27 protein-coding genes, 1 pseudogene and 1 riboswitch are annotated in these 25,728 nt (G+C 38.4%); all 28 genes and pseudogenes read right to left on the bottom strand.

Annotated elements, in window-relative coordinates:
- Positions 1-6: 6 nt before the first annotated feature.
- Positions 7-972, bottom strand: a complete 966-nt coding sequence (gene cbiB, locus GGQ84_RS09260; RefSeq protein WP_429161962.1) for an adenosylcobinamide-phosphate synthase CbiB — start codon at positions 970-972, stop codon at positions 7-9.
- Positions 973-2,520 carry a cobyric acid synthase gene (locus GGQ84_RS09255; protein WP_429161960.1) on the bottom strand — a complete coding sequence of 516 codons (1,548 nt, stop codon included), beginning with the start codon at positions 2,518-2,520 and terminating at the stop codon, positions 973-975.
- A 15-nt stretch (positions 2,521-2,535) separates the two neighbouring features.
- The gene (locus tag GGQ84_RS09250) at positions 2,536-3,162 is read right to left on the bottom strand and encodes a precorrin-8X methylmutase (protein WP_429161958.1); all 627 of its coding nucleotides are present in this window, start codon (positions 3,160-3,162) and stop codon (positions 2,536-2,538) included.
- 1 nt (position 3,163) lies between these two features.
- The gene (locus GGQ84_RS09245) at positions 3,164-3,535 is read right to left on the bottom strand and encodes a sirohydrochlorin chelatase (protein ID WP_429161956.1); all 372 of its coding nucleotides are present in this window, start codon (positions 3,533-3,535) and stop codon (positions 3,164-3,166) included.
- Positions 3,535-4,311, bottom strand: a complete 777-nt coding sequence (gene cobK, locus GGQ84_RS09240) for a precorrin-6A reductase (protein WP_429161954.1) — start codon at positions 4,309-4,311, stop codon at positions 3,535-3,537. The genes GGQ84_RS09245 and cobK overlap by 1 nt, the downstream gene beginning before the upstream one ends.
- Positions 4,308-4,997 carry a precorrin-3B C(17)-methyltransferase gene (gene cobJ, locus GGQ84_RS09235; protein WP_429161952.1) on the bottom strand — a complete coding sequence of 230 codons (690 nt, stop codon included), beginning with the start codon at positions 4,995-4,997 and terminating at the stop codon, positions 4,308-4,310. The genes cobK and cobJ overlap by 4 nt, the downstream gene beginning before the upstream one ends.
- 29 nt (positions 4,998-5,026) lie before the next feature.
- Entirely contained in the window at positions 5,027-6,115 is a 1,089-nt protein-coding gene (locus GGQ84_RS09230) for a cobalt-precorrin 5A hydrolase (protein WP_429161951.1), read from the bottom strand.
- On the bottom strand, positions 6,112-6,864 hold the full coding sequence (cobM, locus tag GGQ84_RS09225; protein ID WP_429161949.1) for a precorrin-4 C(11)-methyltransferase: 753 nt from the start codon (positions 6,862-6,864) through the stop codon (positions 6,112-6,114). The genes GGQ84_RS09230 and cobM overlap by 4 nt, the downstream gene beginning before the upstream one ends.
- 4 nt (positions 6,865-6,868) lie before the next feature.
- Positions 6,869-7,576 carry a precorrin-2 C(20)-methyltransferase gene (gene cobI / locus GGQ84_RS09220; RefSeq protein ID WP_429161947.1) on the bottom strand — a complete coding sequence of 236 codons (708 nt, stop codon included), beginning with the start codon at positions 7,574-7,576 and terminating at the stop codon, positions 6,869-6,871.
- Positions 7,573-8,145 carry a precorrin-6Y C5,15-methyltransferase (decarboxylating) subunit CbiT gene (gene cbiT, locus GGQ84_RS09215; protein WP_429161945.1) on the bottom strand — a complete coding sequence of 191 codons (573 nt, stop codon included), beginning with the start codon at positions 8,143-8,145 and terminating at the stop codon, positions 7,573-7,575. The genes cobI and cbiT overlap by 4 nt, the downstream gene beginning before the upstream one ends.
- A complete protein-coding gene (gene cbiE / locus GGQ84_RS09210) occupies positions 8,132-8,761 on the bottom strand; it encodes a precorrin-6y C5,15-methyltransferase (decarboxylating) subunit CbiE (protein ID WP_429161944.1) in 630 nt (209 codons plus the stop codon). Before cbiE ends, cbiT begins: the two co-directional genes overlap by 14 nt.
- A complete protein-coding gene (cbiD, locus tag GGQ84_RS09205) occupies positions 8,746-9,882 on the bottom strand; it encodes a cobalt-precorrin-5B (C(1))-methyltransferase CbiD (protein WP_429161942.1) in 1,137 nt (378 codons plus the stop codon). Before cbiD ends, cbiE begins: the two co-directional genes overlap by 16 nt.
- Positions 9,883-9,974: 92 nt before the next feature.
- A riboswitch (cobalamin riboswitch) is annotated at positions 9,975-10,161 on the bottom strand.
- Positions 10,162-10,245: 84 nt separating this feature from the next.
- Positions 10,246-10,800: a bifunctional adenosylcobinamide kinase/adenosylcobinamide-phosphate guanylyltransferase gene (gene cobU / locus GGQ84_RS09200; protein ID WP_429161940.1), complete on the bottom strand. Its 555-nt coding sequence runs from the start codon at positions 10,798-10,800 to the stop codon at positions 10,246-10,248.
- Positions 10,801-10,824: 24 nt separating this feature from the next.
- A complete protein-coding gene (locus GGQ84_RS09195; protein ID WP_429161939.1) occupies positions 10,825-11,025 on the bottom strand; it encodes a hypothetical protein in 201 nt (66 codons plus the stop codon).
- A gap of 58 nt (positions 11,026-11,083) precedes the next feature.
- A complete protein-coding gene (locus tag GGQ84_RS09190) occupies positions 11,084-11,914 on the bottom strand; it encodes a PHP domain-containing protein (RefSeq protein WP_429161937.1) in 831 nt (276 codons plus the stop codon).
- Positions 11,915-11,997: 83 nt separating this feature from the next.
- Complete coding sequence (gene spoVS / locus GGQ84_RS09185) at positions 11,998-12,258, bottom strand: stage V sporulation protein SpoVS (protein WP_429161935.1); 261 nt, start codon at positions 12,256-12,258, stop codon at positions 11,998-12,000.
- A 104-nt stretch (positions 12,259-12,362) separates the two neighbouring features.
- The gene (locus GGQ84_RS09180; RefSeq protein WP_429161933.1) at positions 12,363-13,148 is read right to left on the bottom strand and encodes a TIGR00282 family metallophosphoesterase; all 786 of its coding nucleotides are present in this window, start codon (positions 13,146-13,148) and stop codon (positions 12,363-12,365) included.
- Between the two features lie 135 nt (positions 13,149-13,283).
- Positions 13,284-14,828 carry a ribonuclease Y gene (gene rny, locus GGQ84_RS09175; protein ID WP_429161931.1) on the bottom strand — a complete coding sequence of 515 codons (1,545 nt, stop codon included), beginning with the start codon at positions 14,826-14,828 and terminating at the stop codon, positions 13,284-13,286.
- 284 nt (positions 14,829-15,112) lie between these two features.
- The gene (locus tag GGQ84_RS09170) at positions 15,113-15,583 is read right to left on the bottom strand and encodes a regulatory protein RecX (RefSeq protein WP_429161929.1); all 471 of its coding nucleotides are present in this window, start codon (positions 15,581-15,583) and stop codon (positions 15,113-15,115) included.
- Between the two features lie 39 nt (positions 15,584-15,622).
- Positions 15,623-16,648, bottom strand: coding sequence for a recombinase RecA (recA, locus tag GGQ84_RS09165; protein WP_429161928.1), 1,026 nt, complete (start codon positions 16,646-16,648; stop codon positions 15,623-15,625).
- A gap of 77 nt (positions 16,649-16,725) precedes the next feature.
- Positions 16,726-18,117, bottom strand: a complete 1,392-nt coding sequence (locus GGQ84_RS09160) for a metallophosphoesterase family protein (protein ID WP_429161926.1) — start codon at positions 18,115-18,117, stop codon at positions 16,726-16,728.
- Between the two features lie 83 nt (positions 18,118-18,200).
- A complete protein-coding gene (locus GGQ84_RS09155; RefSeq protein WP_429161924.1) occupies positions 18,201-19,697 on the bottom strand; it encodes an AAA family ATPase in 1,497 nt (498 codons plus the stop codon).
- Positions 19,690-20,190 (bottom strand): hypothetical protein, encoded by a 501-nt coding sequence (locus tag GGQ84_RS09150; RefSeq protein ID WP_429161922.1) that lies wholly within the window; start codon positions 20,188-20,190, stop codon positions 19,690-19,692. Before GGQ84_RS09150 ends, GGQ84_RS09155 begins: the two co-directional genes overlap by 8 nt.
- A gap of 120 nt (positions 20,191-20,310) precedes the next feature.
- A complete protein-coding gene (pgsA, locus tag GGQ84_RS09145) occupies positions 20,311-20,856 on the bottom strand; it encodes a CDP-diacylglycerol--glycerol-3-phosphate 3-phosphatidyltransferase (RefSeq protein ID WP_429161920.1) in 546 nt (181 codons plus the stop codon).
- Positions 20,853-22,199, bottom strand: coding sequence for a 30S ribosomal protein S12 methylthiotransferase RimO (gene rimO, locus GGQ84_RS09140; protein WP_429161918.1), 1,347 nt, complete (start codon positions 22,197-22,199; stop codon positions 20,853-20,855). Before rimO ends, pgsA begins: the two co-directional genes overlap by 4 nt.
- Before the next feature lie 29 nt (positions 22,200-22,228).
- Positions 22,229-22,972 carry a helix-turn-helix domain-containing protein gene (locus GGQ84_RS09135; protein ID WP_429161916.1) on the bottom strand — a complete coding sequence of 248 codons (744 nt, stop codon included), beginning with the start codon at positions 22,970-22,972 and terminating at the stop codon, positions 22,229-22,231.
- Between the two features lie 185 nt (positions 22,973-23,157).
- Positions 23,158-24,150, bottom strand: a complete 993-nt coding sequence (locus tag GGQ84_RS09130) for a PfkB family carbohydrate kinase (RefSeq protein WP_429161914.1) — start codon at positions 24,148-24,150, stop codon at positions 23,158-23,160.
- 86 nt (positions 24,151-24,236) lie between these two features.
- Positions 24,237-25,688 (bottom strand): annotated as a pseudogene (locus GGQ84_RS09125) (DNA translocase FtsK); the annotation flags it as partial.
- Between the last annotated feature and the right edge of the window lie 40 nt (positions 25,689-25,728).

Genomic DNA, 25,728 nt, shown 5'->3' with positions numbered 1-25,728 from the left:
CCCTCCTCAAATCAGAATGTGTATTAATAGGGCTACGGTGATTGTAAATAGAATGGATGTTAGCTTCATTAAATCAACTGTAGACTTGATGTGACCTTCATTTATTTGTTTTAAAGCTTCTCCCATATATGCCCTAAAGGAAACTTGGCCATGATAGCTATTGTATCCCCCCAATCTAATATTCAAAGCACCTGCCGCTAAAGATTCGGGTATTCCTCCATTTGGGCTGGGGTGTTTTCCAGCGTATTGCCACATACAGCGCCAGCTGCTTCTCACATCAAACCTGAGGATAAATGCAGCTAAAATCATAAATACACTGCATATTCTTGCTGGAATGTAATTGACCACATCATCTACTCTTGCTGCTATCATCCCAAAGTTTTTGTATTTATGGTTTTTATATCCTACCATTGAATCCAATGTGTTTACAGCCTTATAAGCCATTGCCAGTGGCGGACCTCCCAGGAAGGCATAAAATATAGGCGCTATTACTCCATCCACCGTATTTTCAGCTACTGTTTCAATTGCCCCTCGAGAAACCTCTTCCTGAGATAATTTTTCAGTATCTCGGCTAACAACCATACTCAAAAGCTTCCTAGCAGCTTCCAGCTCCCCATCTTTCAGCTTATAGTAAAGCTCCATGCCAGCTTGACTTAAACTCTTTATAGCTATTGTTGTAGCTATTATCCATATGGAAATAACAGTACCTAGAATAAAAGATATATTATAGCTTACCAATACAAGCACCCAAGTGACCATATAGACAAATCCTACAACAATTACAGTCAAAACACCTCCCAGGAAAATTTGCACCCTTTCCCCATACCTTTCATGTTGAAACTTTGCTTCAATCAGATTAATCAACCTGCCTATGTATACTACAGGGTGCGTTATGGCCCTGGGGTCACCTACAATTAAATCCACAATAACTGCTACCAATACTAGTATGCTAATAGAAACTACTGTTTCCATTTACTTTTGCTCCATAATTTCATATAACTTTTTTAGTTGGACGCTGCTACGCACGTGTTTAGCTAAATTCTCGTAAGCTTTTTCTTGATTCACCTTGCTAATAGGTCTGGTGTTTAAGGGCTTCCACCCCTTTTGCTGGCGTAAATTGTTTAGAACCTTATGGCGCAGTTGGTCATTATCAAATATTCCGTGAATATAAGTTCCTACAACATTTCCCTGGGCATTTACAGCTCCATCCTTTATTTCAACGCTCTTCCCTGAACGCTCAGTTATTTTAACTACTGCTGCACCGTTCCCTACAGAACTTGTGTTTCCCATATGGATTTCGTAACCCTCTATGTTCATTCCCTGACAGCCAGATAAAAGGGCTGCCCCTGAGTCATCCATCAACTCTCCTTTAACTTGACAAGTAGTTTTCTCAGGTGCAAACACCGTGGAAATATCTAGCAAGTTCAGTCCATCAATATTTCCCCTCTTTCCCTCAGCCCCAATTGCATCTGTCAGTTTACACCCCAGCATTTGATACCCGCCGCATATCCCCCAAACAAAACCTCCACTGTTGGTAAAACCTCTGATTGCATCGGCTAGCCCCGATTTTTCAAGAAACTTCATATCTTCAATAGAGTTTTTGCTTCCAGGAATTATACACAGATCAGGGTCCCCTAGTTCCTCCCTAGTACGGATATATTGCAATTGCACGTCAGGCTCTAGGGCAAAACAGTCAAAGTCCGTAAAATTAGATAGTTTTGGTAGGCCAATAACTGCAACCTGAAGGAAGTCATCCCTCTTATTAGTGCTTTTATTTAGGTTTTCCCTTTGCAGGCACACAGAGTCCTCTTCCGGGACTTGAATATCACTAATATATGGTACTACACCTAAAACGGGAATACCGGTTTTCTCCTCTAAAAAGTCCAAAGCTGGTTCTAACAGTTTTACATCACCGCGAAATTTATTAATAATTATCCCTTTTATCATCTGTCTTTCCCAATTATCAAGTAGTTCTAACGTCCCCACAACTGCAGCTAATGCTCCACCTCTATCTATATCAGCAACTAGAATCACAGGTGCTGAAGCGTACTTAGCCATTCTCATGTTGACTATGTCTCTGTCTTTAAGGTTTACCTCAGCAGGACTTCCTGCCCCTTCTAGAACCACAATCGAATGGTTATCCGCTAGCCAATCGTAACACTCCTCTATGGCATCTACAGCTGACATGTTCAAGTCCTTGTGATATTTAAAGGCACTGTAGTTTCCAATAGCCTTTCCCTTGACTATTACCTGAGATGCGGCGTTCCCAGTGGGCTTCAATAATACTGGGTTCATCCTCACATCTGGCTCCACCCCAGCAGCTTCAGCTTGAACCACCTGGGCCCTGCCCATCTCCCCTCCATCCTTTGTCACATATGAATTGAGGGCCATATTTTGCGCTTTAAAGGGCGCCACTTTGTATCCGTCCTGCATAAAAATTCTACAAAAGGCCGCAGCAAGTACACTTTTGCCTACATTTGAACTTGTACCCTGAAACATTATCGACTTTGCCAAAGCCATACCTCCTTAAGCCGTTTATAGTTGGTATAAGAGAGCATTTACTGTTGCCGCAGCAACTGTGCTACCTCCTTTATAACCAGCAACAGTAATATATGGGATTTCGTATCTAGTAAGCAATTCCTTGGACTCTGCAGCACCTACAAAACCCACTGGTGTTCCGATTATCAAACTGGGCTTAATTCCATTATCTACTAACTCCAATAGTTGAAAAAGAGCTGTTGGTGCATTGCCGATTGCCACAATATTCCCATCAATCTGATTTGAAAAGTGCTTCATGGCAGTAAACGCCCTTGTTTGACCAGTTTTCTTTGCTTCAGCTACTACTTCTGGGTCATCTATACCACACAGCAACTCAACTCCATATTGGGATAACTTTTTTTTGTTAATTCCTGCTACCACCATTTTTACATCAGTAATAATCTTACATCCACTCTCTATTGCTTTCATACCAGCACTACAAGCCACTGGGTGTATCTGAACTAGCTTAACATAATCCGGGTCTCCAGTAGTGTGAACCATTCGCTTTATAACCGCCTGCTCCTGAGGGCTTCCCTTAATATTACCTACAAGCTCAAGGATAATATCCATACTCTTGCTCTCGATTTGCTTTGGGTCATTGATAAAGCTCTGCTTTACAGTCATCTTAATCTACCTCATGGATTCGATCTACAATTATATCAGCAATTCTTTGGTCTACTCCCAAGTGTTTTCCAAAGCTTATCTTCAACTGATTTTCATGTTTTTGATTTAACCTTTCAATTTTTCCTGGAATATCCCTTTGCAAGTGTATTCCCCTAAATAAAAAGAAGGGGACTACGATTGCTTTGGTAATATTACCCTTTTGGGCAATATCTGCAATTACATCCTCTAAACTAGGCTCATTTAATTCCATATAAGCCGTATACACATGTTCTGTATCCATTTTTGCTCTCACCAAGTCAACTGTTGCTTCCAAATCTTCTTTTGCCTCTTTTGCCCTACTACCGTGTCCTAACACTACGTAAGCTGTAGTCATTATAATCGCTCCTTTATAATTTTTTCTATTTCTTCAATACTCCACACTATTTCCGCTATTTCCATACCCGCTATTTTAGGCCTTTTGATTACAACTACCTGTAAACCTAAATCTATGGCAGCTTGAATTTTTTCTTTAAATCCGCCTCTTGTGCCACTCTCCTTAGTTACTATTGCATTAATATTTAACTGCTTATAGCAAGCTGCGTTAAACTCATAGGTACACGGCCCCTGCACCGCTATAATCTGCTTTGGAGTGCTACCCAGGTCCATGCATTTTTGCATCACTTGAGGGTCAGGCAATACCCTAGCATAAATATTCTCTTTTTTGATCTTAGGGTGATTAAAAAATTCCCCTAAGTTTTTACTACCCGAGGTCAATAGAAAGGGACAATTCATAGACCCTACTGCCTCTGCTGCTGCTTCAAAGTCTTCAACCCATTGCACTAAATTACTGTCCATCTCCAATTCTAGCTTTGGTCTCTCAAACCTGATGTAGTTTATCTGATTTCGCTCACATACATCAATTGCCACTTCAGTTATTTTTGCGGCGAAGGGATGAGTAGCATCTATTACAGTTTTAATATTCTTCTCCGCCACAAGGTTATCTAAGTCTGATTCATTCATTGCTCTTGAGACAATCTCAAGATTGTTACCACCAGATGCCAAGCTCCCCCCATAACTGGTTACTGTTGTGGCTACTGCCCTTTTCTTGTGCTTTTGCAGTAGCTCTAAGATAGCTCTAGCCTCGCTAGTTCCACCTAGCAACAAATTCATATATTATAACCCCTAGGGGTTATGAGCCAGTTATCCTGTTTAAAGGTTTCTTCGTTGCCTACGATGATGAGAGAAAACATATCAATTTCGCATTTTGTAAGTTCACCTAAGGTAGATAGCTCCACCCTTTCACCATCTCTACAAGCATTTTTAACTATTCCCACAGGGATTTCAGGACTTTTGTGCTCAAGTAATATCTGCTGCACCTCTTCTATTTGCCAGGTCCGCTTTTTGCTTTTAGGATTATAGATAGCCAAAATGCAGTCGCTTTCCGCAGCTGCCTTAACTCGCTTTCTAATTTTTTCCCACGGAGTTAATAGGTTGCTGAGACTAACTGTCAAATAATCGTGCATTAAAGGAGCTCCTAAAACAGCAGCTGCTGCATTAGCCGCCGTGACTCCGGGGACAACTTCCACATCAACTTCCCGTTGTCCATCTTTTTTTAACAACAACTCTAGAATTATTCCCGCCATACCATAAACTCCTGCATCTCCACTGCTTATCACTGCCACACTTTTGCCTTCAAGGGCTGCTGCTACAGCCTGTTCACTTCTATCTCTCTCTTTTGTCATACCTGTAGAAATAACTTGTTGCCCTGTTATAATCTCCTCAATGAGCTTAATGTAGGTGGTATACCCCACTATAACCTGACTCTCTCCAATGGCCTTATAGGCCTTGTAGGTCATGTGCTCTAGCCCTCCTGGCCCGATACCTACTACGGTAAGCTTTCCTCTCCTACTGCCAGTGTCACACCCTCTCTGGCAGTTTTCTTTAATATTAGTTTCACTTTGTTCCCACCCAATATTGCCGCTGGTTCGCATACACAACTCACTCCCACTTTTGCTTTTACAAAATCTGAAGCAGTTATTTTTATTTCTTCGCATACATTTTCAATTTCTTCTCGGGTAAAGCAGAGTAAATCTACCCCATATTCTGACGCTATTTGATTTAGTCCCTCCTCGTCCTCCTTTAATGAAATAGTAGCTATTGCCTTTATAGATAACTGGCTCAAATTCAGTTTATCCATCTGCTCAGTAATCAGCTCTCTTATGGTAGCAGCTGCAACACCTCGCCGACACCCTATACCCAAAACAATATTGCGCGGTCTCATAACTAGTAGATTTTCATTGGCTTGATCAAATACGCTGTTTTTATTTGTAATGACACAGCACAGCTCTTTTCCTAACTTAGTTTCTAAATACTCTTCTATATCTCTTATTTCTATATTGGTACCATTAGATTTTAAATCCTGTAATATCTTGTTTCCACTATCAATATAAACTTTTATTCCTTCTCCCTGCAGTAAAGCGCTATTAAACTTTTTTAAGCTAATGGGGTTTTCAATTTTAAGGTTGTACTTTCTAGCTATGCTGTCAAAGGCAAAGAGCCCATTTACATCTGTAGCAGTTGTAATAACAGGGTTTGCTTGCAGGTATTGAGCCAATTGCCTACATAAATCATTTGCTCCTCCTAAGTGCCCACTTAATACACTAATTACATTCTTACCCCGTTCATCCACTACTACCACAGCAGGATCTGTGTATTTATCCTTGATATGGGGGGCAAAAGTCCTAAAGACTATCCCTAGAGCTGTTACCATTATAAACCCATGGTATTTTCCATAAATTTTTGTGATTAAATTTTTTAATGAGCTATAACCAAAAAACCTCTCTTGGGGAATTTCCCATCCCCTGTCTAGCCACTGCTGATTTGTATAAAAATCCCCTTCAGGGTAGTAGTAATAAATCTTCTCCAGTAGCTCAGTACCTGTTAAGGTAACTGCAACTAGTGCAATTTTTTTCATTCTTTTTCCCTATAGCAATGACTAAACTGAGGATCATATAACTTTGAGCGCTCATATTCACTATCCAAAAAATCCCCCACCATAATCATTGCAGTTTTTGTTATCCCCGCCTTTTTAACAGCTGCGGCAATTGTCTCTAGTGTCCCAGTTACTACTCTTTCTTCGGGCCAAGACGCCTTCTCCACAACTGCTATGGGAGTAGCTTCAGGGTACTGAGTACTCAGTTGCGTTACCACGTCCTCTATCATGTGGACACTTAAAAAAATACACATACTGGCCTGATGCTTAGCTAGGGCAGTTAGTTTTTCTTTTTCAGGTACCGGTGTTCTTCCTTCAAGTCTAGTAACAATCACAGTTTGGGAAACTGACGGCAATGTAAACTCAGCCTCCACAGCAGCTGCTGCCGCTAAAAAAGAGCTAACTCCAGGCACCATCTGATACTCAATTTCTAATTCTGCCAAAGCATCCATTTGCTCTTTAATAGCCCCATAAATGCTGGGATCTCCCGTATGAATTCTGGCTACATCCATATTCTGCTTTTGAGCATCTTTATAAACGGCCACAACTTCCTCTAAAGTCATTTTAGCGCTGTTGTAAATACTAGCATCTTTAGGCGCGTATTCTAAAATCCTCTCATTTACTAAAGACCCAGCATAAATGATAATTTTGCACTTCTCTATTAGCGTCTTTCCTTTGATAGTGAGAAGCTCAGGATCACCAGGGCCAGCCCCTATAAAGTACACCTTCATACTGTTAATCCCCCTTTTTTATAATCATTAGAGACAGATAGGGTATCTCTTCCCTGGCATTCTCCAAGTCTTCAATTATTTCTTGATCCGGATGGCCACACTTACTTATTAGAATGGCCTGCTGTAATAAGTTGCGTTTTTGTAAAACGTTAATGATGTTCTTAAAGCTTGGAGCTACCTTCATCAATACTACATTATCAAACAAATTGAGTACTGACTCTAATTCACTTACGTCTTTTAGCACTGGGATTACTGCCAGCTTCTCAGACCCTTCTGCTAATGGCCACTTAGTAGCTGCTGCTGATGCAGAAAAAGCAGTAATACCAGGAATAGTCTCTATGGTCATATTAATTTCTTCTTTTTTTAAAATCCCCAATAAATAACTGTAGGTACTATACAACATGGAGTCTCCTAAGGTGATAAATGCACCTGATTTTCCACCTTGTAGCTGGTCTTTAATTCTTTGGCACCCTTGGTGCCAGTGCTTAAGCAACTCCTCTTTATTGCTGGTCATGGGAAGTAAAATATCTACAACAGGTATACCCTTTGGAATAAACTTTTGAGCTATTTGCAAGGCTATACTCTCTGCTTCAAGCTTTGACTTGGGAACAAAAACAACATCAACTTCACTTAAAACTTTTTGAGCCTTCACAGTGATTAAATCAGGGTCTCCAGGTCCCACTCCTATACCGTAAAGTTTACTATTGTTCAATTCTCTTCCTCCTTTACTGCACTTATTATATGTACAGGATTATGTGCTTTGTAGATAAAGTTATCCTTTAGTGGTTCTAGCTTTGTAATTGCTGCTAGTGTAATGTCTACTTGAAAATTACTTGCTTTCAGCTTTTCTATAGCAGTGGTAACAGTATTGAGTGTAATGGCGTTTAACACTACCCTGCCTTTAGGTTCTAGCTTTTTAGCTATCACTCCAATTATCTTGTCTAGCCTACCGCCACTGCCACCTACAAATACTATATTGGGGTTTGGCAGTTGCCTCAGTGCATCGGGAGCTTCCCCAGGAACAACCTCTACATTTTGCACCTTAAATTCTTTAATATTTTGCTTTAATACCATTAAAGCCGTTTCAGATTTTTCCACCGCATAAACCTGTCCCCTAGGTGCTAGTAAAGCTGCTTCCACTGTGAGAGATCCAGTTCCAGCCCCCACATCCCAAACAATATCCCCTGCACTTACAGCAGCTTTCCCTAAGGTTATAGCCCTTACCTCTTCTTTAGTCATGGGCACCTTACCTCTAATAAATTTACTATCAGCTATTGTCATCTATAATCACCACTACACAATTATTGTATTTAGCCGCATCTACAGCCACTTCCACAGCTTTTTTTTCTACGATTACTTCACTAGAGTAGCTTAAGTTTTCACAAACAAAAAATTTTCGCATTCCTAATCCCTGCTCCACATATACCTTAGCGATTTCTTGAGGAGTATTTTGCTTATCAGTTAGAAGGGCTACTTTTTTTTCATCTATAAATTTTTCTATAATATCTATACTCTTGCCGTGGAGACTTGTCATAATCGCATCTTGCCATAACTCTGTTATTCTAGCAAAAGCAAGCTGTACGGAGCTTATCCCCGGTATTACCTCCAGTTCTTGGCTGGAGTAATGGTTCTTTAAATATTTTAGTAGGCTGTAAAATCCCGTATCTCCCGATACTAATACTGCTATTCTCTTATCCCTATTTTGATCTATGTGATTTACAACCCGCTTTAAATCGGAATCTATCTCATGAGCATTTTTATTGTTTATACACAATTCTTGCAAATGCCGTTTGCCAGCTATTATTATTTCTGCTTTATCAATTTTCTCTTGGGCAATCTGGGTTAAATATTTTCTATCTCCAGGTCCTACCCCAATAACAGTTATTTGCTTTGCCATCCCATCCTCTCCCCTAAACTAATAGCATTTTCGCTGTACCCAATTACTTCTCCTTGAAGACTTAAAAGTATCACACCCACTTCTAACTGTTTTTTTATATATCTCTCTGCTTTAAAGCTAGCTCGTTCTGCTAATTGAAACCATATATCTTCCCTGTTTCCTTGAGCTAGTATAGATATTACTTCTTCTGCCGTATTAGAGCCTAAAACCTTCTCTGCTAACTCTAAGCCTCCTCCAGATAACATCACTTGCATTGCGATTACCTCCAAACGGGCATCTGCAATTTTATTGTGGGTCTGGAACACCCCTGCTGCTAATTTGACAATTTTACCAACGTGCCCCACTATTAGAACCCGAGATACCTCCTTTTGCGCTGCCATTTCCAACATATATCCAAAGAAATTGCTAGTTTGGACTATCCTGCCTTCATTAAGGCCTAGTTTTGTGGTGCAAAACCTATACCCTATTTTGCCAGGTGTGAATACTACCTCCTTGTACCCCTGCGCTCTTACCACGTCAATTCCCTGAACTAGAGATTCCTTAAAGGCTTCCTCAGACATGGGCTCTACAATTCCTGTAGTGCCGAGAATAGAAATTCCACCTTTAATCCCTAACTCTGGGTTCAAGGTTCTCTTAGACAATTTTTCCCCCTCAGGAACTTCAAGTTTCACTGTAACGCCGTACCCTTCAGGCAGTACTTCTCTAATTGCAACTAGAATCATCTCCATTGGAACTGGATTAATTGCAGGGTTTCCTACGGCAACCGCTAGTCCTGGTTTTGTGACTACACCAATACCTGCTCCCGCTTCGATATTAATACCCTTATCAGCTTGTACAGCAGTGGCATATATTTGAATGCCGTGGGTCACATCTAAGTCATCACCAGCATCTTTAACCACATAGCAAGTAGCGCTTTTTGGTGTAAGCTTAACCGAATTGTTTTTTAGCTGTAACCTTTGACCATTTGGTGTAACCAGGTGCACGCTGTCTACTTCCCTTTGAGCAAAGAGCATGCTCACAGCTCCCTTAGCTGCTGCCGCAGCACAGGAACCGGTAGTATAGCCTCTTTTAAGTTGTTTTCCATTTACTTGCTTGTATGTCATACTGTCATCCAGAAACATATGTTCCCCCCAAATAAAAAAACAAACTCTTCACCTACGGGGCGAAAGTTTGTCTGTTATATTACCATTCACCACCTATGCATCGTAGGTTTAGCGGTGACAACAAACAGGCAGGTATCCTGGCTCAAGTTCACAGCTATGTGCCCCTTCCCAAAGCTCTACGCTTCAGTGGGATTATGCACAAAGCTCCCTTTCACAGTGGCGTGACCGCATCGGATTTACACCGATTTCCCTATTACTCTAAAGCTTTCACTTTAGACCTGTTGCATTTTAAATTGTATTTTTCTGCATAATATATAATTTCTACTCTTACTTCTTATTTCCTTTTTATATACTGAATTTTTAAAGAATATTTCAAAAACTTTATTTTTTAATCTGTACCGGTATCCCCGCAACTACTAGATAGACTTCGTCACAAATTTCTGCTACCTTCTGATTTAACAGTCCTAAATAGTCCTGAAATTGCCTTCCACTTTTATAGGGGGATACCAAGCTCAGTCCCACTTCATCAGTTACAATCACAACGTTTATACCTTTTATTTTAAGCTCATTAATAGTACTAATGGTACTGTTTACAATAGCTTCAAGATCATCCTCAGTTATCTCACTTTCATTGACAAAAAAGTTATTCGTTAAGATATTGCTCAGATTATCTAATAAAACACTATGGTATTTTTCTAGATTTTCTAGTTTTAAAACATTACTTAAGTCCTGCTGCTCTTCAAATGTGAACCAACTGACAGGTCTCCGTTTTTGATGTAAGTTAACCCTTTTTTTCATTTCTAAGTCTTCAGCATCAACTTTCGCCGTTGCCAAATAGATTATTTCTTTGCCTGTTTTTTCTACAAGCTCCTCTGCAAATTTACTCTTCCCCGATCTTATTCCTCCAGTTATTAGAATAACTTTGCTGCTACCCATAAATCCTCCCTTTTTGCTATTCATTTACCTGTCTTTAGGAAACTCGATAAGCCTAAATTCCCTAACAGTAGTTTCTTCGTATAGCTTTTTCTTTTCCATCTCTGTCTTTTCCACTAAATTCATAAGAACTCGCCTACTAATTCGCAAGTGGTTCACCTTTTCTTCCAGTTCCCTTATTCTTCGCCTTAGATCATCACATCCACAGTCAGATGTCTTATCTATCAATATAGTCACCACCTAATCACTAATGTGGTACTATTATATTACTTACCAACTCAGATTATTATTGACATTTACCCTCAATTTGCGCTTCTTGCAATTGTTGAAGCACAGTTGCTGGAACTTCAGGTGTCCCCATTAGATTCTCTTCCCTGTTCCCACCGTGAAAATCTGAGCCTCCAGTTGCTATTAAACAGTGTCGATTTGTTAGGTTTAGCAAGTGTTTTTGAAGTTCCTGAGAATGTAGTCTATAGTAAACTTCAATCCCCTTTAACCCAGCAGTAAGCATCTCATCCATGGCTCCTTCCCATTCTGATGCATACAAACCTGGATGGGCTAGTACTGCGACCCCTTTTGCCTTATTTATTATTTTTATAGCTTCTGCCGGTGTAAGTTTATATCTAGGCACATAGGCAGGTTTATCATACCCGATTAAGTTATCGAAGGCTTCACCTATTGAGGTAACATATTTGTAATCAACTAGTGCACTAGCTACATGGGGCCTCCCCACAGAACCCTCGGTTTTTGAAACTACGTCTTTATAATTTATTTTGTACCCCATGTGATTTAACTTATCAATCATTTTTTTAACCCGCTCTAACCTCTTGCTCTGCAGATATGATAGTGTATTTAATAACCATTTACTTTTGTACTCAATGTAATATCCTAAAATGTGAATTTCTGCTTTCTTCCAGTAAGTACTTAACTCTATTCCAGGAATTACTTCAATCTCTTTATACTTCTTTGCTTCAGTAATTGCCTCTTCAACCCCATCTACTGTATCATGATCGGTTATAGCTACAGCAGATAATCCCTTCTCTACAGCTTTTTGTATAACTTGCGAAGGAGATAGTGTACCATCAGATGCCCTAGTGTGTATGTGCAAATCTATCATATTTGTCCCTCACTATCTTCAATAAAGTATAAAATTAAAACCTGTCTATCTTTAGAATAAACAGGTTTTAAAAAAATATTATATTATCTTGGTTCCACAATTAACTTTATTGCCGTTCTCTCTTCGCCATCAATTTGGATATCCGTAAATGCAGGGATGCATATTAAGTCAATACCACTTGGTGCAACGAATCCCCGGGCAATAGCCACTGCTTTTACCGCTTGATTTAATGCTCCAGCTCCTATAGCTTGGATTTCTGCCCCCCCTTGCTCACGTAAAACTCCTGCTAAAGCACCTGCTACTGAATTTGGACTAGATTTTGCCGAAACTTTTAAAACCTCCATTAATACCCCTCCCTACTAAATTAGTACATCTGTATTCATTGTGTATTAAGTTCTATTTTTTCTAAGAAAATCCTTTTTTTTAATTTAATATTTTTGCATTCTTCTCAATATTTTATAGAATGCTGAATAGGTTTTATATTTATAGCCTTACCAGTAGCCTGATCTACTTGAATTACTACTCCGTTTAGCTGGCACTCCCCTGTATCAATCTCAAATTTAGCGGGAAGATGAGTTAAAAATTTCTTAATTACAATCTCTTTTTTCACTCCTAGAACTGCATCTCTAGGACCAGTCATCCCCAAATCAGTTATGTAGGCAGTTCCTCCTGGTAACACCCTACTATCATTAGTTTGTACGTGTGTATGTGTACCTACTACTGCGCTAGCCTTGCCGTCTAAGTACCAGCCTAAGGCAACTTTTTCCGAAGTAGCTTCTGCATGAAAATCGACGATAATAATATCCGCTTCTTCTTTTACAGTTTTTATTATCTTTTCTGCACACCTAAAAGGACACTCCAACTGAGACATAAATATTCTTCCTGACAAATTTAAAATACCTATCTTTGCCCCTTTACCACTGTTAACTATTCTGTAACCTTTTCCAGGAGTTGCCACTGGGTAGTTAGCAGGCCTTACCATTTTATCTGCCGTATCTATAAAGTCGTATACGTCTTTCTTATCCCAGACATGATTGCCCATTGTCAAAAAGTCAATTCCCGAATCAATCAATTCTAAATACGTTTCCCGGGTTATCCCATTACCCCCTGCTGCGTTTTCGCCATTGGCGATAGTAAAATTAATATCGTATTCCTCTTTAATCTCCGTTAATTTATCTTTAATAATTCTTCTCCCCGGTTTTCCCACAATATCGCCAATAATCAAAATATTCATGGTACGCCTCCTAGATATTTTATAATAGTTTCTATCTATTATTAGTTATTTCCTGCTCTGCAAATATAAATTAAAAGAATCCCTCTAATATTAAGCAATTAGAGAGATTCTTTTATTTATTCCTAAAGGGCTCAATTACTTGGCATAGTCAACTGCTCTTGTTTCTCTGATGACAACTACCTTAATTTGCCCAGGGTATTCTAACTCAGATTCTATTCTCTTAACTAAGTCCCTAGCTAAAATAACTGAATTAGGATCATCAACACTATCCGGCTTAACCATGATTCGTATTTCTCTACCAGCTTGAATAGCAAAGGACTTCTCTACCCCTTCAAAGGAGTCAGCTATTTCCTCTAACTTCTCAAGTCTTTTAATATACGCCTCAAGTGTCTCACGACGAGCACCTGGTCTAGCGGCCGATATTGCATCTGATGCCTGAACTAAAACTGCTTCAACTGTTTTAGGCTCGATATCACCATGATGGGCTGCTATTCCATGTACAACTTCGGCACTCTCTCGGTATTTTTTAGCTAAATCTGCACCGATAGTCACGTGTGGTCCTTCAACTTCATGATCTACTGCCTTTCCTATGTCATGAAGAAGTCCTGCCCTTTTAGCTAATTGAACATCTGCTCCTAATTCTGCAGCAATAGAGGCCGCCAAATGAGCTACTTCAATTGAATGCTTTAATACATTTTGTCCATAACTGGTTCTATACTTTAATCTTCCTAATAGCTTTACAATTTCAGGGTGAAGTCCATGAACACCTACTTCAAAGGTAGCCTGCTCTCCCTCTTCTCGAATTCTCTGATCTACTTCTCTTTGAGCTTTCTCTACCATTTCCTCAATTCTTGCTGGGTGTATTCTACCATCTAAGATTAGTTTCTCCAATGCAACTCTAGCTACTTCTCTTCTGATAGGATCAAAACCAGACAGTATAACAGCTTCAGGTGTATCATCGATAATCAAGTCAATACCTGTTAATGTTTCAAGAGTCCTGATGTTGCGACCCTCTCTACCTATGATTCTACCCTTCATTTCATCATTTGGTAAGTTTACTACAGAAACTGTAGTTTCTGCTACGTGATCAGCAGCACACCTCTGAATAGCATGTGAAATTATTTCCTTTGACTTCTTGTCCGCTTCTTCCTTAGCCTGAGACTCAATTTCCTTAATCAAAACTGCCGCCTCTTGATTGGCTTCATCTTTGATATTGTTTATCAATAAGTCCCTAGCTTCGTCTGAAGTCAAACCAGCCAATCTCTCCAATTCCTCTACTTGCTTAGTGTATATTTCTGTTAATTCATTTTTCATATTGGAGATTTCTTCTTCTTTCCTTTGCAATTGAACTTCCTTTTTCTCGATGCCTTCTGTCTTTCTATCTAGTGATTCTTCCTTTTGCAACAAACGTCTTTCTAATCTTTGTAGTTCACTGCGACGCTCTCTTGTCTCTTTTTCTAACTCTGTTCGTGATTTGTGGATTTCATCCTTGCCTTCCAGGATAATTTCTTTCTTTTTGGCTTCCGCCATGCGCTTTGCTTCTTCAGCAATCTTTACTGCTTCTTCTTCAGCAGATTTAATTTTTGCCTCAGCTAGGCTCTTTCGCAAAAAGTATCCTCCTGCAACGCCCAAGGCCAATCCAATTAATAGAATTAGTATAATTTGTACAACTTCATTCAACCTTTGTCACCTCCTCAATCATTAGTACATATTAAAGTAATATTAACAAGTATAAAAAAAGCCGAGGGGCTACCTCGGTTTAATTAAAATACTACCTTAAATAAGGAAATACTAACTTTCTACTGACATAAATGACCAGTAGTTTACATATTTACTATGTTCATTTCTAATTATATAAAAAAGCACATTGTAATATATGTAAAAAAAATATATAACATTCCCTATGGAAGTATTCTAATACCTGAATTATCCCATGTTTATTGTAGTATTTTAATATTAAAAAGTCAAGTTTTTATAAATTCATCCACAACTTTAGATATTACTCTAGGGTTAAAGCCCCTATTATATAAATACCTTCCCATACTACTTATATCTTTATTGGAAATTTTATTGTATATCTTTTTGTCTCTATATTTTTTATTTAATAATTTATTAGCTAATTCTAACTCCAATTCTTGTGGATACATTTCTTTAATAGCTTCAATAGTGCTATTATCAATACCTTTTTGTTTTAACTCCCATGCTATGGCGACAAACCCCTTGGGATTACTCCTCAATCTAGAATCTAAAAAACTTTTTGCAAATCTCAGGTCATCGCAGTACCCTTGCTCTTCCAAATACAGCACTACACTTTCTTGTACTTGCGACGAAAATCCTTTTTTTTCTAAGTATTTATACAATTCCCGCTTACTTCTATCCCTATAACTTAGATATTTGTATGCTCTAGCCAGTGCCTTCTGCTCTATTTCACTCACATTACTTCACCTGGGAACAATAAAAACCCCATTGGGGTTTTATTGTTCTTCTTCCGCTGTCTTTTTATTATCCACTACACCAATATTGAGTTTTTGCTTTACTAACTCTTTTACTTCTACACATACTTCAGGGTTCTCACGGAGAAACTTTTTAGCATTTTCTCTACCCTGACCCAATCTATCTGAGTTATAAGAATACCAAGCACCGCTTTTATCGATTATATCATGTTCCACTGCCAAATCTAGGATATCTCCTTCGGTAGAAATCCCTTCACCATACATTATATCAAACTCTGCTTGTTTAAATGGTGGGGCAACTTTATTTTTTACCACTTTTACTCTGGTACGACTGCCAATCATATCCGTTCCCTGTTTAAGTGTTTCTATTCGCCTAACATCTAGTCTTACCGATGAGTAAAACTTTAAAGCTCTACCACCAGTAGTGGTTTCTGGGTTACCGAACATTACTCCTACTTTTTCTCTAATTTGGTTAATGAAAACAGCTGTTGTCTTAGACTTACTGATAGCTCCTGCTAATTTTCTCAGAGCTTGAGACATTAGACGAGCCTGCAATCCCACGTGAGAATCCCCCATCTCACCTTCAATCTCAGCCTTTGGAACTAATGCCGCCACAGAGTCCACAATTATTATATCTATAGCATTACTTCGCACAAGAGCCTCTGCAATCTCTAGGGCTTGTTCTCCTGTATCCGGCTGAGAAATTAATAGATTGTCCACATCGACACCAAGGCTTTCAGCATATTTAGGATCTAAAGCATGTTCTGCATCTATAAATGCCGCTGTTCCCCCGCTTTTTTGCGCTTCAGCTACAATATGTAGAGCTACTGTTGTTTTACCAGAGGACTCTGGACCAAAAACTTCAACTATTCTTCCCCGAGGAACACCACCAATCCCCAACGCAACATCTAAAGAAAGTGCACCTGTTGGAATTATTCCTATACTCATATTAGCACTGGCCTCACCTAGCTTCATTACAGACCCTTTTCCAAACTGTCTCTCTATCTGCTTTAACGCCACTTCTAGCGCTTTCATTTTATCTGACATAAATTCTCTCCCCCTCAAAAACATTTGTTCGATTAATTTTATTATATTTTTTCCTCTACTGCTTGTCAACCTCTTTTTTACAATTTAACATTGACAATTTTCCTCTCCAAAACAAATCCGCCTTTCAAATCGTGAACCTTAAAAATATCCACAGCTACTAAATTTAGTCCCTCGTCTTCACTTTCTAATTCTTTGGAAAAGTGGAGTAGTAAAACTGTGTATGGTACTTCTTGAGTGGTTTGTAAACCTCTTATTCCAGAGGCACCTGTTGTTCCAGCATCTAGTATAATGCTATCATCCTTAAATTTTATTGAATAGGCATGGTCATGCCCGTGCATTATTATTGGCGCATGAGTAGCTAAAGCCTCAGCTAGTCTGTGATTGTGCACAGCTATTATATCTATTCCTTCACCTTTTAAACTAGCTATTTCCTTCTCTATTCGCTGCACTTCGCTCTTTACCCCCTCATCATCTAAAGGCGTGAGCTCTAACGTTTCAGAGGCTGGATCATCGGTTCCATATATCCTTAAACCCTCTACTTCTAACACTTGACCAGCTAAAAGTTTTACATTTTCGATTTGTGATAATCCAGCCAACGTTTCCGGAGAATCGTGATTTCCACCTAAGTACAAGTAGGGAACTTTCAATTCTGAGATCTCCTGAAAAATTGCGTTTTCTAGCTGAGTACCAAAATCTGTTTCATCACCAGTGTTTATAATAAAATCTACTCCAAAGCTGTTGGCTATTTGGTCTACAAAGGAGTATGCCGCTGCATTGTTATGAATATCTGAAACGTGAAGGACTCTTATGTCTGAAACAAGACCTCCAGGTTCTAATTGATCTAACGTCTGATAGACCTGGTATAGATTTTCAGCAATAATGTTTAATCGTTGTGAAAGTTCGTTCACTTTGACCAATGCATCCTCAACAAAAGCTATCATCCAAGGAGCGGTTTCCACAACTCCTTTAAATTCAGGATTTTGAAACTGATCTACATCATAGTTATAGGTAGTCCCCTTAATTAACCCACCAAATAGTATAACTCCAATAATCATACCTACTATAACTGCTCTTCTACTCTTTTCTACCAAAGCAGCGCCTATCCCTCCACCGAAAGCAGCTAATATGAGTATTTTTGTTATAAAACCCTGAATAATCTCTTCAAACTCGCCTCTTATTGTTTCAGTTATTTCTTCATCTAAGGGAGTGTCTAAGATCAGCTTAACACTCTGCAAATCAATATTTGTCAATGTGAAAGATAATCTTAATGGTGTTCTATGTGTCTCTGCGCTAATACTGCCTATAGGAGGTAAATTTATAATTGTTTGTCCATTATGAGCCACTTGCAAGCCCAGGTTGAATTCAAATGCATTAATTTGCTCTTGCGTATTTCCCATAATAGAAACAAATAACAGCGCTCCTACTATGGAAAAAAATAATACCATAATTATGTACTTTGCTTTATTCAAATTTCTCATCCTCACAAAATTATTTCACACTTATTATCCTCAAGTAATGCGCCTCTAATACAAAAAGAAAGAAGCAGCTGACATTAACTAGCTGCCTCTTTCTTAGCCTTAACACTATTAACCTTCTCTCGGAAAACATCTCCTGTTATTGTTTCATTAGCAAGCAGATACTCTTTTATATCTAATAGAATAGCTTCCCTTTCGCTGAGTAGCTTCATTGTTTTTTCTTCTACCTCAGAAATTATTTTGCTTACTTCTTCTCCAACTTGCGCTTTGCTGATTTCCTCTACGCTAATAATCCCCAATTCAGACATGCCACTATAAATGATTTTTTTAGCTAAATCAGAAGCTTGCTTAAAGTCATTAGCAGATCCAGAGCTTTTATTGCCTAAGACCAATTCTTCTGCAACAGAACCACCTAAACAAATCATTATTTGAGCTTCTAAATAATTTTTTGTATATAGATATCTGTCCTTATCTGGCCTTTGTCTCATGTACCCTAGAGCACTTCCCCTAGATACTATAGTCACATGAGCTACAGATTCTGGACTAACTAGCTCACTTATAAGAGCATGACCAGTCTCATGAATCGCTATTCTCTCTAAGTCTTCCTTATTGACCTTTTTATTTGCCTTTTCTCCAATTAATACTTTATCAATTGCCTCAATAAAGTCTTCCTGTTCTATGCTCTTCTTATTTTTTCTAAAGGCGAGAATTGCAGCCTCATTAGCTAGGTTTTCTAAATCTGCTCCAGAAAAACCAAAGGTCTCCTGGGCTATTTTGTCTAAAGAAATTTCTTCCCCTAGTGGTTTGTTCTTTACATGAATTTTTAAAATTTGTAATCTGCCTTCTCTGTCAGGCAAATCTACTTTAACCTGCCTATCAAATCTACCAGGACGCAATAGTGCAGGGTCTAGCATATCTGCACGATTAGTTGCAGCCACCACAAGTATTTTTACATCTTGGTCTCCTTTTATTCCATCCATTTCCACTAATAATTGATTTAATGTTTGATCGTATTCCATATGGCTGGAATTACTTCCCCGTTTAACTCCCAATACTTCTATTTCGTCTATAAATATTATAGCGCTAGATTTACCTTCTTTTTTCCCTTTAGTAACAGCTTCTTTAAATATTTTTCTAACCCTCTGGGCACCAACCCCTGCATACATCTCCACAAACTCACTACCTGATGTTGCCAAAAATGTGGAATCTGTATAACTAGCAGCAGCTTTGGCCAGCAAAGTCTTTCCTGTTCCCGGAGGTCCTGTAAGCAGTATTCCCTTTAAGGGTCTTATGCCCAATTGGTTTATTTCTTTACCTTTATTTATAAAATCTAGTGCTTCTTTTACTTCTCCAATGGCACTTCCTTGTCCACCAATTTGTTCAAAGTCTATTCCAGTATCATTTTTGCCCACATGGATATTACTCTTATTCAAACCTCCACCATTTCTAAGTGCTATATAATATATCCCTGCTCCTAAAAGCATTAGCAGTATCAAAGGTGCTACATTATAGCCTAAAAAAATTAAAAATACAAGTGCTCCAATTGCTCCACCAATTCCAAGTTCTTTAGTCAATTAAATCACTTCCCTCATCAATTGCAATAACTCTATTTATGCTATTTCCATTTTTATATAACTGAATATACAAAAAGCTTTGGTCTATAGCAAGGTTACCTTCTACTCCCGCATCTCCATATAAGGAATCTAGTCGTTCTTTCATTACCACATAATTATTTTTATTAATGCCTTCATATATGGTAAAGCTACTCTCTTTAAAAAGCTGTTCCATTTCTTGCGATGGATTTTCTTTATAGACTATAGCATATTCATCACCTGCTACGTCTAAGATTTCCCCATGGATATCAATAAGCTCTAAACCACCATCTAGTTCAATGGTTATAGTTTCCTGTTCTAACTGAGCACTCTTTACTCCGTCCTGTGCTCTAATTTGCTCAATCATAGGCTGCTCCAAATAGTACTTATTAAAGATGCTATATCCGCCAAACAGTACTCCCACGGTTACCACAGTAATTAGCACAATGTAACTGACTCTAATTTCTGAAAACATTCTATCACCCCTTGATATAGCAAAATGCTTATAATGTACGCTATTAATTATAGCACAGAAGCTATACCCCTTTCCTTATGGAATATATGGCAGAAAAAAAGAAGCCCTAAGGCTTCAATGTTATTTATTTACATCTTTAAGCAATTTCTTTCCTTTTATAAAATAGTCCAACCCAGATATAATGGTTACAATGACTGCTAAATAAAGTACTGGGGTTCCTAAATAAACACCTAGGAATGAAACTAACCAGTCTTCTAGCAATATAATAACAATTGCCACGATTTGAGTAACTGTTTTAACCTTCCCCAAAGCACTGGCTGCTATTACAATCCCCTCTGAAGCTGCAATAGATCTTAGTCCACTTACAGCAAATTCCCTACTTATAATTACTATTGCGATCCATGCAGGTATTTTGTCTAGTTCCACTAGTGAAATTAAAGCAGCAGAAATCAAAAGTTTATCTGCTAACGGATCCATGAATTTCCCCAATTTAGTCACTTGCTTGCGAGTACGGGCAATATATCCGTCTAAACCGTCAGTACTGGCAGCCAAAATAAAAATAAATGCAGCTATAAACTGACCATAGGGAATTCTGGTCAATAGTACTATCATAAAAATGGGGACCATAAAAATGCGCATTAAGGTTAATTTGTTTGCCAAGTTCACGGTATCAGCTCTCCTATCAAATCGTACTTATCTACGTGATTAATTCGCACCTTGACTATTTCTCCTGGATCTAATCTATTAGTATTTTGGGGAGTGGTAAAATATATTTTTCCATCTACTTCTGGCGCCTGGTACTGGGTTCTCCCAAAATAGAATTCATCACTTTCTGTACTCGTCCCCTCTACTAATACTTCTAATACCTTACCTTTATACTTTCCATTAAGTTGCTCAGTTATATTGGCTTGTATTTCCATTGCTTTTTCATAGCGTTCCGTTTTTATTTCTTCTGCTAATTGTTCATTCATCTTTCCAGCTACAGTATCATCTTCTTGTGAGTATGTGAAAAAACCAACCCAATTAAACTGATGCTCTGAAATAAAGCCAAGTAATTTGTTAAAGTGCTCTTCTGTCTCTCCAGGGAAACCTAGTATAAACGTAGTCCTCAAGGCCACATCAGGGATTTGAGTCTTTAACTTCCCTAAAAGTAGTACCACATCACTTTGACTACTCTTCCTGTTCATTGACTTTAGAATATCATTGTGAGCATGCTGTAGTGGTATATCCAAATAGTTGCATATCTTTTGGTTATCCGCAATAAACTCTATCAACTCATCGGTGAAGTAGGTAGGGTAACAGTATAAAAGCCTAATCCACTTTACCTCTTCAATTTTAACCAGTTCTCGTAAAAGTTCAGTCAGCATTAACTTGTTATATATATCGGCCCCGTACATGGTAAGGTCTTGCGCTATAAGATTTATTTCTTTTGTTCCACTAGCCGCTAACTCTTTGACTTCAGCGACTACAGACTCAATCCGGCGACTTCTGTAGGGTCCTCTCATTTGAGGGATTGTACAATAAGAACAACAATTATCACAACCCTCTGCAATCTTTACATATGCTGTATACTTAGGGGTAGTGCGCATCCTAGGTTGCTCATGATTGTATATATATTGATAGTTGTCTTGTACAATAACAGTTTTTTTGCCCCCATAGGTATCTTTTATTACATCTAATATATTGGGAATTTCATTTGTTCCCAGCCAGCCATCTACTTCGGGAAGCTCTCCTTCTAACTCAGCTTTAAACTTCTGGACTAAACACCCCATAACGATAAGTGCCTTGCAGTTGCCCTCTTCTTTATTCTGAGCCAATTCCAAAATAGTATTGATAGACTCTTCTCTAGCCTTCTCAATAAATCCACATGTATTTATAATAATTATTTCTGCTTCTGCTTGATCATCTACTATTTTATATCCTGCGTTGTCTACTATTCCTAGCAATACTTCCGAATCCACTGTGTTCTTTGCACAACCCAGTGTTTCTACATATATTTTGACAGCCAAGTCTATTACTCCCTTCGATTGCATTCAGATTAGTCCCTTAATTGATATGTTTTTGTAACAACTTGCTCTGCTCCTCCAACTATACCAACATCTTCTCCATTAAATGTAACATTAGCAGTTGCTGCATCTCCAAATGTGATTTGAACCTGGCTTTCTCCTATATATTTATACGTCTCTCCAGGCTGTAACATACCTGTGTAATCCCTCCTGCCATCTTTCACCACTTCAACCCAACAGGGACCACCTTGAATATCCACAATTACTTCCACATGATCGTATTCCGCCACTGGTTTTGGAGTCTCTTCCTGTGGTTCAGGTTCCTCTTCATCTATGATTTCAATTTCCTCACCTTGATTTATAGGTTCTGATATTCCTGCATCATTCTCAGATACAATGTTATCCGATTCCTGCTGGTTAGAAAAGAACATTGCTCCAAAAAATAATACAACTACTAAGCCACTTGCTATTATCACGTAGTAAGCATTTGAGTTCCTCTTTTCAAAACCCTTTACTTCTTCTTGCTCTACTGGTGAAGGTTCTTTTTCGGGGTATTCACTTTTATACATATTAACCACTTCTTCTGTGTTTAGGCCCAGGAATTTGGCATAGCTTCTCAAAAAGCCGATCACATAAATTCTCCCAGGTATTTTTGAGAAATCTTCATCCTCAATTGCTTCAATGAAACTACCCTTGATCTTTATTTTTTCTTCTGCTTCTCGAACACTTATCCCTTTTTCCTTGCGAGCTTGCTTTAACATCTGGCCGACCTTCACCCAATAATCCCCCTTTATTTAAATTTTATTGTCCATATATATTGTCAATATAATCTTGCAAAGTTAAGGCCGCTGTATCGATATCGTCACAGTTTACTGAGATTTCAGATGATCTACATCTATTGCATAGTATTTAAACAACTCTTATTCACTTCTTTCACAAGCATTTACTTCTACAGCAATATTTAATTTCCTGCAGAAAAGTCCTTTAAAATTGGATGGTTGCCTAACCCGATGCGAGCAGACTGCCTTGCTGAATAATCATTGTACATTCCGTAAATAAATCCAGCCACAAAACTTCTATCAACCCCTTGGTTGGGCAGCAAATTTATAACTGTTTTTACACCCTTTTCAACAATCATAGTTCCTTCAGAACTACACAAGACAATCCAACTGCATAAATTCCAAAGGCTTTGGTTGCTATTATATATTGATTCCCAGCTCTGTCCTACAGTACTCATTTTATTTTTTGAAATTATAATTTGATGTAACCGAGCATCTAGGAGTTTAGTCCAATATTCATCGATTTGTATTGGTTCAACAATCTTTACTAAGATTGAGTATTTTCTTGAAATTTTTAAAATTTGCCTTATAAGTCCATTTTCCATAGAACCATCTACTATAAACATTCTCCCATTTCTCAACACATGTTCTAAAGCCATTATAGCTTCTTCATCCAGCTTTTTTTGGGCACCATGGTGATGATATTCAATTTTATTGCTGATTTCTTCATCTCCCATGTACTTTAACTGTGTAGCTGTACTCATATCTTTAGACACACTCACATAGCTTATATCCACATTGTTTTGGATTAGCTTGTGACAAATAATTTCACCACAGTAATCGGCTCCTACTGCAGAGATTAAAGAAACATTCCTAATTTTAGCACCTAGTTTTGTAGCAAGAAAATACCCCCAACCATCAGGGACTATCTCTAGTGATTTATTTGCTTCTTTTGTAATAGAACAGAACACTCTACCTATAATGATCATACCATCATCATGGCTTACCACATAACCTCGACCTTTAATCGATTTCTTTTTAATTAAATTAGATATATGAACAGCAGCAGCAGATCTGGTAATTCCTAGCTTACTAGCAAGCTGATCTTGAGAAATCATAGGATTTTTCTTTATTATCTCCAGTATTTCTTGTTCCCGATTAGTCAACCTATCCATGAACTCACTCCTGTCACTGTGGCTGGATAATTACTAATATATAACTTCAATTATATCACCAGTAAATTACAAAAACAAGGAGCACCTTATGCTTCCTTGCTTTTGTCTATTTCTGGGTCGTGACTATTAAATATTTGTTCTAGTTCTTCTTCTGAAACTAAAATATTGCGAGGCTTACTGCCTTCGTACCCTCCTATTATCCCGTGTTCTTCCAAGGCATCTACTATTCTAGCTGCACGAGCATACCCTATTCTGAATTTTCTCTGTAACATAGAGATTGAGGCCTGACCTTGCTCCACCAATAGTTTCGCCGCTTCGTACAAGAGGGGATCTAACTCTTGCTTAGGCTTAACCTCACTAGTATTAACTTGATTATCAGTTATCCCCTTCTCAAATTCAGGTTTACTTTGATCCTTAAGATGCTTGACAACTTTTTCTACTTCTTGATCTGAAAGAAAACCTCCCTGTACCCTTACAGGTTTGTTAGCTCCTGCAGGGAAATACAGCATGTCCCCCTTCCCTAACAACTTTTCAGCTCCTCCCATATCTAGAATAGTTCTAGAGTCAGTCTGAGAAGAAACTGCGAATGCTATTCGTGATGGAATGTTGGCTTTGATTAAACCTGTTATCACATCTACAGAAGGTCGTTGGGTGGCAATAACTAAATGAATTCCTGCAGCTCTAGCCATTTGAGCTATTCTACATATAGCCTCCTCCACGTCCATAGGTGCTACCATCATTAAGTCGGATAATTCATCAATTAAAACAACAACATAGGGCAATTTTTTCCCATCATCCCTTGATACAAGCTTATTGTACCTTATAATATCCTTGGCTCCAGCCTCAGCAAATATCTCATACCTCTTTTCCATTTCATCTACAACCCACTTTAGTGAGGAAGCAGCTTTTTTTGCATCTGTTATTACAGGTGATATGAGGTGAGGTATTCCATTGTAAGTTGTAAGTTCTACTTTTTTAGGGTCTATCATCAAAATTTTTAATTCATCTGGCTTCGCTCTATACAACAGGCTCGTGACAATCGTATTCATACAAACACTTTTTCCAGATCCAGTTGCACCTGCCACTAAAAGGTGGGGCATTGAAGTCAAGTCACCCACTATTGGTTTGCCTGCAATATCCTTTCCTAAGGCTATTGGCAGATTGGCAGAACTTTGTTGAAATTCATTAGCCTCAAGCACCTCTCTAAAATTAACAGTGGCAACTTCGCTATTAGGTACTTCTATACCCACTGCTGCCTTCCCAGGAATAGGTGCCTCAATTCTGACACTAGGAGCAGCCAATGAAAGTGATAAATCATCAGCTAGATTAACAATTTTGCTAACTTTTATTCCAGGAGCTGGCTGCATTTCATATCGCGTAATAACTGGTCCCACACTTACTTGAGTTACTTTGACCTTAATTCCGAAATTGGCTAGAGTTTGCTCCAAAATTCCAACTCTATCAGAAATGTCTTTATTCATTCTATTTGTCTTTAGTTTTAAATTTTTTTTGAGCAAATCAATTGATGGTAATTGAAACACTTGTGGCCCTTCTGATTCACTATTTATTCCCTCACTA

The organism is Desulfitispora alkaliphila (assembly GCF_050433185.1).
Classification (GTDB): domain Bacteria; phylum Bacillota; class Desulfitisporia; order Desulfitisporales; family Desulfitisporaceae; genus Desulfitispora; species Desulfitispora alkaliphila.
This window is presented reverse-complemented; position numbering and strand designations above follow the sequence as displayed.